The 13,300-nt window shown below is 43.7% G+C and carries 11 protein-coding genes; 7 read left to right on the top strand and 4 right to left on the bottom strand.

Annotated elements, in window-relative coordinates; all coding sequences use genetic code 11:
* Nucleotide 1: 1 nt before the first annotated feature.
* Both OCU60_RS20980 and glgC read right to left on the bottom strand, forming a co-directional pair.
* Complete coding sequence (locus OCU60_RS20980) at nt 2-463, bottom strand: methylglyoxal synthase (RefSeq protein ID WP_074371091.1); 462 nt, start codon at nt 461-463, stop codon at nt 2-4.
* Between the two features lie 431 nt (nt 464-894).
* On the bottom strand, nt 895-2,115 hold the full coding sequence (gene glgC / locus OCU60_RS20975) for a glucose-1-phosphate adenylyltransferase (protein WP_074371090.1): 1,221 nt from the start codon (nt 2,113-2,115) through the stop codon (nt 895-897).
* A 304-nt stretch (nt 2,116-2,419) separates the two neighbouring features.
* On the opposite strand from glgC, the gene OCU60_RS20970 reads away from it, so the two are divergent.
* The 6 genes from OCU60_RS20970 to ylqF all read left to right on the top strand — a co-directional run bounded on the left by OCU60_RS20970 (nt 2,420) and on the right by ylqF (nt 9,025).
* Nucleotides 2,420-3,085, top strand: coding sequence for an SH3 domain-containing protein (locus OCU60_RS20970; protein ID WP_074371089.1), 666 nt, complete (start codon nt 2,420-2,422; stop codon nt 3,083-3,085).
* 471 nt (nt 3,086-3,556) lie between these two features.
* Nucleotides 3,557-4,297 (top strand): SDR family oxidoreductase, encoded by a 741-nt coding sequence (locus OCU60_RS20965; RefSeq protein ID WP_074371088.1) that lies wholly within the window; start codon nt 3,557-3,559, stop codon nt 4,295-4,297.
* A 14-nt stretch (nt 4,298-4,311) separates the two neighbouring features.
* Nucleotides 4,312-5,520 carry an acetyl-CoA C-acetyltransferase gene (locus OCU60_RS20960; protein ID WP_074371087.1) on the top strand — a complete coding sequence of 403 codons (1,209 nt, stop codon included), beginning with the start codon at nt 4,312-4,314 and terminating at the stop codon, nt 5,518-5,520.
* A gap of 41 nt (nt 5,521-5,561) precedes the next feature.
* The gene (locus OCU60_RS20955) at nt 5,562-5,909 is read left to right on the top strand and encodes a phasin family protein (protein ID WP_074371086.1); all 348 of its coding nucleotides are present in this window, start codon (nt 5,562-5,564) and stop codon (nt 5,907-5,909) included.
* Between the two features lie 58 nt (nt 5,910-5,967).
* Nucleotides 5,968-7,794, top strand: a complete 1,827-nt coding sequence (phaC, locus tag OCU60_RS20950; RefSeq protein ID WP_074371085.1) for a class I poly(R)-hydroxyalkanoic acid synthase — start codon at nt 5,968-5,970, stop codon at nt 7,792-7,794.
* A 286-nt stretch (nt 7,795-8,080) separates the two neighbouring features.
* A complete protein-coding gene (gene ylqF, locus OCU60_RS20945) occupies nt 8,081-9,025 on the top strand; it encodes a ribosome biogenesis GTPase YlqF (RefSeq protein WP_074371084.1) in 945 nt (314 codons plus the stop codon).
* Nucleotides 9,026-9,156: 131 nt separating this feature from the next.
* Here ylqF and OCU60_RS20940 read toward each other — a convergent pair whose 3' ends face one another.
* Complete coding sequence (locus tag OCU60_RS20940) at nt 9,157-10,149, bottom strand: CobW family GTP-binding protein (RefSeq protein ID WP_074371083.1); 993 nt, start codon at nt 10,147-10,149, stop codon at nt 9,157-9,159.
* Between the two features lie 522 nt (nt 10,150-10,671).
* Between OCU60_RS20940 and clcA the strand changes: the two genes are divergently transcribed.
* A complete protein-coding gene (gene clcA, locus OCU60_RS20935; RefSeq protein ID WP_074371082.1) occupies nt 10,672-12,081 on the top strand; it encodes a H(+)/Cl(-) exchange transporter ClcA in 1,410 nt (469 codons plus the stop codon).
* A gap of 92 nt (nt 12,082-12,173) precedes the next feature.
* Here the strand turns inward: clcA and OCU60_RS20930 are convergent, their stop codons facing one another.
* The gene (locus OCU60_RS20930) at nt 12,174-12,992 is read right to left on the bottom strand and encodes a phosphate ABC transporter substrate-binding protein (protein ID WP_074371081.1); all 819 of its coding nucleotides are present in this window, start codon (nt 12,990-12,992) and stop codon (nt 12,174-12,176) included.
* Nucleotides 12,993-13,300: the final 308 nt, after the last annotated feature.

Here is a 13,300-nt window from a genome sequence, read left to right as displayed (position 1 = left end):
TTTATAGTATTTTCCGGGCCTCGATATAGGACTGGTAGTCAGGGATCTCGATATCGGTGCTCTGTGCTATCAACGCGGATGAAAAAATGAAATTGGCTGTGGCGCGGTTGAGTGCCATCGGAATATTCCAGACACTGGCAATTCGCAGGAGTGCTTTTACGTCTGGATCATGCGGCACTGCGTTGAGCGGATCCCAGAAAAATATTAAAACATCGATCTTACATTCAGAAATTAAAGCGCCAATCTGCTGATCTCCGCCCATTGGACCACTAATCATTTGAATAATGTCGAGGCCTGTCTCTTGATGCAAAAGGTGACCGGTTGTGCCCGTTGCGTAAAGCGTATGATTGGCGAGTTGCGCTTGGTTTTGCTTGGTCCATGCGAGTAGGTCAGCCTTGCGGTGATCGTGCGCTACAAGGGCAATATGTTTCTTTTCCGATAATTTGCGTTGAATCGTTTGCATTAATTTTGCTCCATGATCATGGATGACTCTCGTCGAAGGTCTGTCTTGAAGTCATCAAGTTAGATCATTTATATACGAAATATTCTATATAAATCAATTATTTTTATTGATAATTGAGGTTTGATTTATTCTCTTTTAAGAAAATTGAATGAAACCAGTACATTGTAAAAGGGGAATAGAATCCGTGGGGTTTTTACTGTTTTTCCCTGAGCAAAGGTGCCCCATACTCATGCACATTGTACTCATATAAATTGTACTCATATAAATTGTACTCATATAAATTGTACTCATATACATTGTACTCATACACACTGCTCCATACTCTATTCAAGGTCACCCCTGAAAATATTCCCTTTAAGAGAGTACATTTGACCGTATTTCGCAAGAAATACGGTTTTTTTATGCTTGAGAGGGGAGAGGACGGTTAACGGTTAGTTGGTGAAGTGATAGCTTTCTGGAACGACAACGATGCCCTTTTCTGACACATGGAAGCGTGTTTTGTCCTGAACGGGGTCAACCCCGATTTGAGTGTATGGGGGAATATGGACATGCTTATCAATGATGCAATTGACCAACTGGCATCCTTCACCGACTTCGACATCATCGAAAAGAATGCTATCGACAATGGTGGCACTATCATCAATTCGCACATTGGAAGAGATAATCGAGTGCTGAACTGACCCACCGGAATTGACGACCCCGCTCGCGATCATGGAATTAATAAAGATACCTTCATTTCCGGTTGCTGATGAAACGGTCCGAGCCGGTGGCAACTGGGGTTCATAGGTACGGATGGCCCAATCTTTCTGGTAAATGTTCATCGGCGGGAGTGGTTCCAGCAGATCCATGTTGGCTTCGTAATAAGAGTCAATTGTACCGACGTCCCGCCAGTAGCAGTCCTTGGCGACTCGCCCTTTGTCACCATAGAAGTTATATGCGAATACCGCGTTGGTTTTAATCAGCTCGGGAATGACATCTTTTCCAAAATCATGGCTCGAATGCTCTCGTTCGGAGTCATCAATTAATGCTTCTTGCAGGACATCCATATTGAAAATATAGACGCCCATCGACACGAGACTACGCTCTGGTTGCGTGAGCATTGCCGGTGGATCGAGTGGTTTTTCAATGAACCCTGTAATTTTTGCGCAATCATCGGCACAAACAACCCCGAATGCACTGGCCTCGTTTCGGGGAACATCCATACAGGCAATGGTTAGTTTTGCCTGCTTGGCAATATGCTCTTCTAACATCGCAGCATAGTCCATCTTGTAAATATGGTCACCGGATAGAACAATGACATACTTCGCATCGCTTCTCGAAAGCAGCCACAGATTATGAAAAATGGCATCAGCAGTCCCTTCATACCATTTGCCGCCTTTTCTCATCTGAGGCGGAACAGCGGTAATATACTCCCCCAGCTCTGGGTTAAAGATTGACCATCCATCCCGGAGGTGTTTCTGCAGAGAGTGAGATTTATACTGGGTTAATACCAAAATCCGTCTCAAGCCGGAACGCAGGCAGTTGGTGAGGGTAAAATCAATAATGCGGTATTTACCCCCAAAAGGAACAGCCGGTTTTGCCCGGTGATCCGTTAATGGAGAAAGACGTGAGCCAATTCCACCAGCAAGCACAACTGTAAGTGTTTCTTGCATCTTTATTATCTCCCTATATATGTGCAATTCTCTTCAATTGCAGTGAGCAGTACAAGTTTCAAGCCAACAAGTAAATGCTTCTATGCGCAATGATTCAGAAGCATCGATGCTTTCAGGTGATATATATTGGTGCATAAAATTGTCCTGGATGAGCAATTTTGGTGCAACTCACAACATGAAGGTATGTGGTTTTTACGCTAGTTTTTATACGCTACAATCGATGCAGATGATTTGATACAGGTTACTGTTAAGTGAATCTCGCTGTTGCCGATAATAATGTAGATACTAAAGAGACTCTGATTATATGAAAAAAGTATTGATGATTTTGATCTTATTGCTGGGCGTCGGTGGTGCTGGTGCGGGGTACTATCTGTTTTATATGAAGCCGGAACAAGATGCCGCTGCGCAAGACTCGGCAAAGAAGAAAAAACCGGTATTGGCGAACGTTTCGACAGCGCAACCTGATAAAACGGCTGAGGTAAAAGTCAATACGCATTTTTACGTGAATGAGCATAAATTGGCGATTAGAAATGCCCCCGATCCAGAGTCATTCCCTGTACGATATCTGTACAAAGGGGATCCGCTTACTGTGTTAGAGCAAAAGCAAGGCTGGGGAAGGATTTCCAGATATTTTGTCTATCAGCAAGGTGGTCCGGAAATCGCAGAATGGGTGGCGATGGATCAGTTGAGTGAACAGGTGCCGGTCATTTCTAAGGAAGAAAAAGAAGAGATTCTGATGAGTTATATTAACAAATCAGACGATTTACCAATGTATAAAGAAAAATTTATCCAAATCACGGGGCAGTTAATTGATGAAAAAATGTGTTCACCGGAAGATTTTGACGAGCTAAAAGGTTGGGTTCGTTCTGTTCGTTACCAAGAACGTAATGTCTATTTTATTTATTGTGGTGGTTTGAAATCAATCGATAAAATTTATTTCGACGCGGATAGTGGAGAAATATTTTATTAGTAGATTAAATATTAAATAAAGATTGCATCATATTTTATTTATACCGATATGAATAATTCCATACGGAATAAAAAAATACGAATTAATTTATGTTTGTGATAATTTTATTTCATTGATTATTTATTTTATTTCATGTTTAACCCATTGATTGTGCTGTATATCCCCATAAATCCTCAAAAATAACCATCAAAAATAGTCATAAAAATCAAATACTTATATTGTATTGTTAGATTTATATAATAATATAGGTATTTTTTGTGATGCCGGTCAGTGTTGGTAAATTTATTCTCACATTTATTTGAAAAGTTGGATCCTTATATTAGTTTAAATAGTGAAGAAAATAATTTTATTTGATTTCAAAGGCTTTGAAGTTGTTACATTATTTTAACATTCGTCGGTTGGTGTCCATTCCTCATTGACACCTTTCATTAGAAAATATATTGAATTGATTATTTTAGGATGGAGTCTTGAATGAAAAGAATCGCTTTGATTACCGGCTCAAAGGGCGGTATTGGTTCTGCTATTTCTAGTCAGCTCGTCGCGGAAGGATTCCGTGTTGTCGCAACATATTATACCGGGGCACATCAGTGTGCTATCGATTGGTTTAATGAAAAAGGATTTACTGAAGATCAGGTCCGTCTGCTTGAGTTAGATGTTACCGATACAGCGCAGTGCGCAGAACGGTTGGCGTTGCTCCTTGAGGAGGAAGGAAGTGTCGATGTCGTGATTAATAACGCGGGTATCACACGAGATGGTGTATTTAAGAAGATGACGGCTCAACACTGGAAGGATGTCATCGATACAAATTTAAACAGTGTGTTCAATGTGACTCAACCTTTATTCGGTGCAATGTGTGATAAAGGCTATGGTCGCGTGGTTAATATTTCGTCAGTGAATGGCCTGAAAGGCCAGTTTGGTCAAACAAACTATTCTGCCGCGAAAGCCGGCATGATTGGTTTTAGCAAAGCTTTAGCCGCTGAAGGCGCTCGTTCTGGTGTGACAGTCAATGTCATCGCACCCGGATATACAGCCACGCCGATGGTGGCAGAAATGAAGCCAGAAGTCCTCGAATCTATCGTCGGACAAGTCCCGATGAAACGTCTTGCCAAACCCGAAGAAATCGCCCAGACAGTCAGCTTTTTAGTGAGTGATGGGGCCGCCTATATCACAGGGGCCACATTGTCTGTCAACGGTGGACTATACATGAGCTAATCGGGAGCAAAATCATGGAAAAAATATTTATTGTTGCGGCAAAGCGCACGCCTGTCGGCTCGTTTGGTGGCAGCCTGAAAAATATGGATGCCGGACATCTGGGCGCCGTGGCTATTCAAGGTGCATTAAGTGCAGCATCACTCGCTCCCGAAGCTGTTGATGAAGTGATTGTCGGGAATGTTATTGGTGCCGGGCAGGGCATGGGAATTGGTCGTCAGGCATCGTTATTCGCTGGCATTCCTGAAACCACACCCGCTTATAGCATCAATATGGTTTGTGGGAGTGGGATGAAATCGGTGATGGAAGGTGTCAGCCACATTCTTAGTGGCGATGCTCAAGTCGTGGTTGCCGCAGGTGTTGAGGTGATGTCTCAAATTCCTTATGCCTTATCGGGCAACATCCGGGACGGTCATAAAATGGGTGACATGACCTTGGTTGATTTGTTAATTCGTGACGGATTGACTGATGTGTTCAATCAATATCATATGGGGTGTACCGCAGAAAATATTGCCGGAGAATATGATATCTCCCGCGAAGCACAAGATCAGTTTTCACTGAGTAGTCAACAAAAAGCCGTTGCAGCAATCAAAGCTGGAAAGTTTGTTGATGAAATTGTACCGGTTGAAGTGAAAATTAAGCGGGATAGCGTCATGTTCGATACCGATGAGTATCCTAAAGCGGAGACATCAATCGAACGTTTAGCTGGCCTGCGCCCAGCCTTTATGAAAGATGGCACGGTGACTGCCGGGAATGCATCCGGTTTAAATGATGGTGCCAGTGCAGTGATTGTTGCCTCTGAAAGTGCAGTCAAGGCATTTGGCTTAACACCACTGGTTGAGATTGTCAGCTATGCGCAAGCTGGTGTTGATCCGAAAGTGATGGGACTTGGCCCGGTTCCTGCGGTAGCGAAAGCATTAAAACGGGCTGGAAAAACATTAGATGAAATGGATCTGCTGGAATTGAATGAAGCATTTGCGGCTCAGGCATTGGGCGTTGTCAAAGGCTTATCAAGAGAACATGCAGTTTCTGAAGAAGCAATTCTTCAAAAAGCAAATGTAAACGGTGGAGCGATCGCACTTGGTCATCCACTTGGTGCATCTGGAAACCGTATATTGGTGACGCTTATCCACGAATTGAAGCGGAGAGGTGACCAGTATGGAGTGGCATCATTATGTATCGGCGGAGGAATGGGAACCGCGGTCATAGTGAAGGCTGTTGGCTAAATAAAAATGAAGATTTGACCCACAATTGGAGATAAAAAATTATGTATACGGACTTCTTTAAATCATTTACTGATCAAACAGAAAAAACATTAGAACCTTATTTTAAATTCAATAAATTAGTGACTAAAAACGTTGAAGTATTGACTCAGCTACAGTTGAACTCAATGAAAACTTACAGTGATATTGGTCTTGCTCAGATGAAAGCTGCGAGTGATGTGAAAGACGTCGCTTCTTTAACTGCTTTCAACACTCAGCAAATGGGTGCGCTTTCTAAACTGTCGCAACAAATGGTTGATGACAGCAATAAACTTCAGGCGGTTGCCAAAGAGTTTAAAGATGATGTTGAGAAATTAACTTCAGAAAACATTTCAACAGTCACTCCTGCGTAACTCCGTGTCTTTTGGCCGCCTTTGCGGGCGGCCTTTTTTCTGAACTAGGGAGTAGGTTATGATTCAACACTTCTTCTCTGACTACCTGATGAAAATTCAGGAAACCAATCATAAATGGTGGACTGATTTTGAAGCACAACAGGAAGTCTTTCGTTCGCCCTTGAATAAAGCGATGCAGGAAGTGAGTTTTGAGGATACTGCAAAACTTTTTGAAAGGGCTGCCGACCAACCGGCTGCACTGCTCGATCTTCAGATGGCGTGGTGGCAAAAACAGTTAGAAATTTGGCAAAATGTTGTTCTTGCTGGCAATAAAGATTTACTGATTGAAGCTGAGCATGGTGATAAGCGCTTTGCGGATGAGTCATGGAAAGATGACGCTATGTCTAACTTTATCATGCAATCCTATTTATTGTTTGGCAAAACATATATTGACACCATTGATGCCATTGAAGGTTTGGATGACAAAGTGAAAGAGCGCTTACGCTTCTTCTCACGTCAAACCATCAATGCAATGTCGCCCAGCAATTTTATCGCGACAAACCCAGAATTACTGAAGTTGACACTTGAGTCTAACGGAAAGAATTTGGTTGATGGTATGGAAGCACTAAAAGAGGATGTAGCCTCCAGTGCCGATATTTTGAAAATTCGGATGACCAATAACAATGCGTTCCGAGTCGGTCAGAATGTTGCAACGACACCGGGTAAAGTCGTCTTCAGAAATGAGTTGTTTGAACTGATTCAGTACACACCGCTGACTGAACAAGTTTACAGCACACCGTTACTGATTGTGCCGCCGTTTGTGAATAAATACTATATTCTCGATCTCCGAGAAAAGAACTCAATGGTGCGTTGGCTGCTGGAACAAGGCCATAGTGTCTTTATGATGTCTTGGCGAAATCCGGGCAAAGAACAGGCCGAGTTGGGGTATGAAAACTATGTCATCGATGGCGTTGTAAAAGCCGTTTCTGTCGTGGAAGATATTACCGGGCAGGAGCAAATCAATGCAGCAGGCTATTGTATTGGCGGTACTTTGCTGGCAACGACGATTGCTTATTATGCTGCGAAACGAATGAAAAAACGGATTAAATCTGCATCTTTCTTTACGACTATACTGGATTTCTCACAGCCGGGTGAAGTCGGTGCTTATATCAATGATCCTGTGATTAGTGCGATTGAGATGCAAAACTTATCTCGTGGTTACATGGATGGCCGTTCACTGAGTGTGACATTCAGCTTACTGCGAGAGAATAATCTCTATTGGAACTACTATGTCGATAACTATCTGAAAGGGTCTAATCCGGTCGATTTTGACCTGTTGTACTGGAATAGTGACAGCACCAATGTGACCGCTGCGAGCCATAATTTCTTGCTCAGAGATCTCTATCTGGAGAACAAACTGATTCAGAATAAAGGTGTGAAAGTCGGTGGTGTTTGGATTGATCTGGATAAGATTAAGATCCCGAGTTATTTCATCTCAACCAAAGAAGATCATATCGCGATATGGCAAGGAACCTATGACGGTGCGATGAAAACCGGTGGTAATAAAACGTTCGTGTTGGGCGAATCTGGTCATATTGCCGGTATTATTAATCATCCGGATAAAAAGAAATATGGGTTCTGGTTGAATGATGCGCAGGAAGAAAATGCTGATGAATGGTTGGCAAATGCGCAGCGTCAAGCAGGCTCATGGTGGAATCACTGGAATGAGTGGCTGTGTGGTTTCTGTGCGAAGGAAAAAATTGAACCGTTTGCTGTCGGCAGTGATAATTATCCTGTCCTCGATGATGCACCGGGAGAGTACGTTCGTCAGGTTTTGCCTGTTCCGCCAACTGAGCATGATTCATCCGTAAATATGGCAGAAGATCTCCAATCTGCAGAAAAATAGCCTATCTCAACGATAGCTATACCCTTGTGCCGTCCCTACCTTTAGGCGGCACTTTTTTATTGGTGCTGTACTGAATTACGGTTACTTGTGAGCCGTTGACTGCAATTTCCTGACTGATTGTCGTCCATAGCGGGCATAATCAAAGAACTGTCTCCCATTTCATACAGAGCATGTTAGAATGCCATCATTTTATCAAATCCGTCCGTTTGTCATCTCCTGAAGGCGATAACAACGCATTCATTCAGAGAAACAGAACAAACGGATATCGGTGAAAGGTTCGTTTCAAATGGTTAATAATACAATCCAATGGTTTCCGGGACATATGCATAAAGCACGCAAGGAAATCGAAGAAGTCATTCCCCAGATTGATGTCATTATTGAAGTGCTGGATGCCCGTATTCCATTTAGTAGCGAAAATCCCATGATTGCTGAACTCCGTGGCGACAAGCCTTGTGTGAAAGTGTTGAATAAACGCGATTTGGCCGATCCCGTCACAACGGCACTCTGGATTGAGCACCTGGAGCAAGAGCAAGGCGTAAAAGCGTTGGCGATTACGACCCAGAATACTCAGGAGGTCAATCAGATCATGGAACTGTGCCGTAAGCTGGCACCTCACCGGGAAGAAATCGGCAAGAATATTCGGACGATGATCATGGGAATTCCCAATGTCGGTAAATCAACGATTATTAATGCTTTGGCCGGCCGGACGATTGCTCAGACCGGAAATCAACCAGCCGTCACGCGTCGTCAGCAACGGATCAATCTGCAAAATGGGATTGTGTTATCCGATACACCGGGAATTCTCTGGCCCAAAGTTGAGAACCCACATTCTGGTTTCCGCCTTGCTGCGACCGGTGCGGTGAAAGATACCGCGATGGAATATGATGAAGTGGCGTTTTACACGGTTGAATATCTGGCTCAGGCTTATCCTGATTTATTGAAAACGCGTTATCAGATTGATGAAGATCCTCAATCGGATATCGAATGGATGGAGGCCATTGGTCGTAAACGCGGTGCTTTACGGGCAGGTGGACGGATTGATTTGCATAAAGCGTCAGAGATTCTGTTGCATGAATTACGAGCCGGCACCATTGGGGCAATGACGCTGGAGCGGCCGGAGATGATCCATCAGGAATTGATTGATGCTGAACTGGAAGCGACAAGAAAAGCCGCGGAGAAAGAAAAGCATAAAGAGGAACGCCGTAAACGTTATTTACGGAACAAACGTTAATCCATCTGCGATTTATCCTTCATCAATTCATTCAACATAATGACAGCATCACGCTGTCATTATTGTTTATGTCGTTATTGTTTATCCGAGTCAATGGCCGAAAGACAGAGATGGATACCCCATACGGTCGATTATTTTTCAGTCCGTTGCCCGAGTTCAAGCAGAATCTGTTCCAGCTCATCCCAAGGCATCAGCTGGGAATCAATCACTTCTATTTTTGACTCAAATCCATCCAGTGATATCTCATGTACGGAAACAACGTGATGATTGACGTTGAATGCATAGCAGCCACGGTCTGTATTGATAACTGCTTTGATCCGTTCTGCTGTCAGCTCACTGAATAATGAAAACAGCGCATCAAAAGGAAAATCGATTTCGGCTCCGAACACCCAGCCACAGCTGTAGTAGCCATCACCCTGATTCTCTTTTCTCAGATACGATTCTCCGGGGGCTAACTGAAAGATCGGCTCAGCCTGACTATGCTGATGCTCATGATGGGATTGAGAGGATACTTGCTGTGGGTCCTCCCGTCGCGGGAGATCCAGCACCTCTGATGGAATATCACCGAACCGGGTCAGTTTGTGAAAAATCTTGGCCGGTTGTTGGTCGGTGAGCCAGTTATTGAATGTGTCGATATCACTGGCATGACATTGATCGACTTTATTCCCGATGATGACATCTGCACTGGCCAGTTGGTCGTTGAAGTTCTGATGAGTTGTATATTTGTGATTGCTGAGGTTACGCGGATCGACCAGCGCAATTGTTGCTTTTAAATCCAGATAGGGCTGATATTGTACTGAGGTCAGTGTTGATACGATTTCCCGGGGATGTCCCAGTCCGGTGGGTTCAATCAGCAGCCGATCCGGTTTTTGTCGCAGCAATGCCGTAATCCCAACAGACATCGGCACGCCGGCAGTACAACACATACAACCACCGGGAACTTCTTTCACCAAAGCATTTTGTTGAGACAAGAGGGTGCCATCAATGCCGATTTCACCAAATTCATTGACTAAAACCGCCCAGTTTTGATCGGCAGGTTTATTTTTCAGTAGATTCAGAATCGCTGTGGTTTTGCCTGTTCCCAGAAATCCGGTGATGACATTGGCAGGAATTTGTTGAGTCATGACTTCAACTCCAAATTGAAGAAGGTTCGGGGTGGCAGTATACAAAGATTCTGCGAGGGGATAAAATGTAAAAGGCGCACTTATAAAAGCGCGCCTTAATTTCCCGCGACTCATATCGTGAGCTTGCGATCTGGTTGTGTGTGAACCAGCTAATGGCGGGAATGGTCTTAGGAGTTCTATTCCTTGATCCAAATTGTATGTAAGACTAAATCGTTCCTCCAGTTAAGATTATTTCAATTGCCTTACACTTTGATTATGGCCCGATATACTGGTATTTCAAGTATGATGATCATTTGTTGTACCGTTTTTTTATGTGGTTCACAAATTTGTGTTTCACCTGCAACTGTGGTTATCATCAGGGAGTGGCATTCTTTCAATTTGCTCATGAAGTCGTATTTTGAAAGAGACTTAAGTATAAATATGAAATACAACATTGCATTATTGCAACTATAGAAGATGATAAGGATGCGTATAATTCACGCTCGTTGATACTGATACTTTCATTTGTGAGGCCTTAACTCAATGAGATCTAAAGAGAGATTCAAACCTTCCCTACTAGCCAAAGTGCCTAAAGACGCCATTAATCAGTTTCTCTCAAAAGATAAGACTCCGGTCTCTGTTCTGCTGCTTTCTATTCTTGTCGGGGTTTTATCTGGCTTGGCCGGGACCTATTTTGAGTTAGGCATTCATTTTGTTTCAGAAACCCGGACGAGCTGGCTAATTAGTGAAATCGGTAATCTATTGCCACTTTGGCTGGCGGCCTTTTTAATTAGTGCGAGTCTGGCTTTTATCGGTTACTTTCTGGTTCACCGTTTTGCGCCGGAAGCCGCAGGTTCGGGGATTCCTGAAATCGAAGGGGCGATGGACGGGATGCGACAAGTGCGTTGGTGGCGGGTGCTGCCAGTAAAATTCTTTGGTGGACTCGGTGCGCTGGGATCTGGCATGGTGCTGGGACGTGAAGGTCCGACCGTTCAGATGGGGGGTGCCATCGGACGGATGATTTCAGGTCTGTTCCGGGTTAAAAATGATGATGCTCGACATTCGTTGTTGGCCGCTGGTGCTGCTGGTGGGTTATCTGCGGCATTTAACGCACCACTGGCTGGCATTATGTTTGTGGTTGAAGAGATGCGGCCCCAGTTTCGTTACACGCTGATTTCGATTAAAGCGGTAATCATTTCTTCTGTTTTTGCCAATATTGTATTTCGGATGATTAATGGTCAGGCGGCTGTGATTACCATGCCTCAGTATCAAGCGCCGGAAATCGAAGCATTGTGGCTCTTTTTATTGCTGGGCATTCTATTTGGGATTTTCGGGGTATTCTTCAATCGTCTGGTGACATTTTTTCAGGATGTCTTTGTTAAAATCCACCGCAATGACCGCAAGCGTTATTTACTGATCGGTTCGTTTCTCGGCGGGTGTTTTGGCATCCTGCTGCTGTATCTTCCTGATCTAACCGGTGGCGGTATCTCACTTATTCCGGTGATTACCAATGGCGGCTACACTGCGAGTTTGTTAATGCTGCTATTTTTGGGACGGATCTTAACCACAATGCTTTGTTTTGGCTCCGGTGCGCCTGGTGGTATTTTTGCCCCTATGTTGGCTTTAGGAACGTTGTTTGGGTATGCATTTGGTCTGATTTCCCATAATTTTCTGCCTGAACTGGCATTCGATCCGGGAATGTTTGCGATTGCAGGGATGGGCGCATTATTTGCTGCAACAGTTCGAGCCCCGATTACCGGTATTTTATTAGTGATTGAGATGACCAATAACTATTATTTGATTCTACCGCTGATCATTACTGTATTGGGAGCGGTTGTCTTTGCTCAGTTACTTGGTGGAGAGCCACTATACAGTCAATTACTCCATCGGACTCTGAAAAACGACAAACTGCGTCAGCAGGATTTACCACCGCAGGAGACCCCCGTCGTTTAATGATGGCTGGTGTCTCAGAATAAGAAAAGGACTGGCTAAGCCAGTCCTTTTTACATCATTGATATGTAGATTGAATGTTAATGATCAATCGTTTATTGAATCGATGGAATATATCCATAGCTGTCAATCAGTTCCCGTGCTCGATCCGATTGAAGGTATTTGATAAAATTTTGAGTTTCCTGACTGATTTTATCTGAATAATCAACGACTAGAAATGGTCTTGAAAGCTGATACGAACCATCAGAGATGGTTTTCGTCGAAGCCACCACACCTTCAAATGGAACCGCCTTAATTGACTGATCAACAGAGCCGGTCGAAATGAAGCCAATGGCCCGGGGATTATGATTGACTAATGTTTTGACCATGCTATTACTATTGACGACAAGGTTACTTTGATTGATATCGGAGACTAGGCGATTGTTGACGACCCGGGTTAATCCCAACAGACTCTCAAAACTAAATCTGGAGCCGGATGACGCTTCTCGTGTCACGACCGCAATTCTTTGATCATTTCCCCCTAAAACCTTCCAGTTGGTAATCTGACCTTTATAAATTTTGTAGAGTTGGTCTCGGGTCAGATTCTTGATCGGGTTGGCGAGATTCACAACAATTGCCAAACCGTCATATGCAATGAGTTGTATTTTTAGATTTTCTTCCAGCTCACCTTCAGTCAGATAGCGGGAACTCATTGCAATATCGGCAACACCTTTTTTCAACAGGGTAATTCCCGCAGTTGAGCCCACGCCTTGAACAGCAACAAAGCTTTCTGGATGCGATTTATTATAGTCTTCAGCAAGAACATCCATAATTCGCGCGACTGAGGTTGACCCTGACACATTGATTTCTTTGGCAACAACCTGCGATGACATAACCCATACACTGAGAAATAGGCCGATAACAACCCGCAACATAATCCACTCCACATTATCTAATAAAGCCTCGATATTATGAGACTTTGATGACATTTTTGTGACTAATGATGAGTGAATCGGAGAGAAATATGACGTTTCGACATATGGCTCCAACTTGGGAATGGACTTTTACCAGCAAGCCGCAACAGTGAAAATATGCGGCAGGTACTTGGGAAGGTGATATTTGATAAACCCTTCCTTGAGGTGACAAGGCAGAATTCAGCTTTGTGTATCGTTCTGAAGAAGGGAATGGTTTATACTCAGTACATCGTGAGATCAATGCAATCAGAATCAGAAATGTGTCATGG

Source organism: Vibrio spartinae, assembly GCF_024347135.1.
Taxonomy (GTDB): domain Bacteria; phylum Pseudomonadota; class Gammaproteobacteria; order Enterobacterales; family Vibrionaceae; genus Vibrio; species Vibrio spartinae.
The sequence above is the reverse complement of the archived record's forward strand: the minus strand, read 5'-3'. Positions and strand labels throughout refer to the sequence as shown.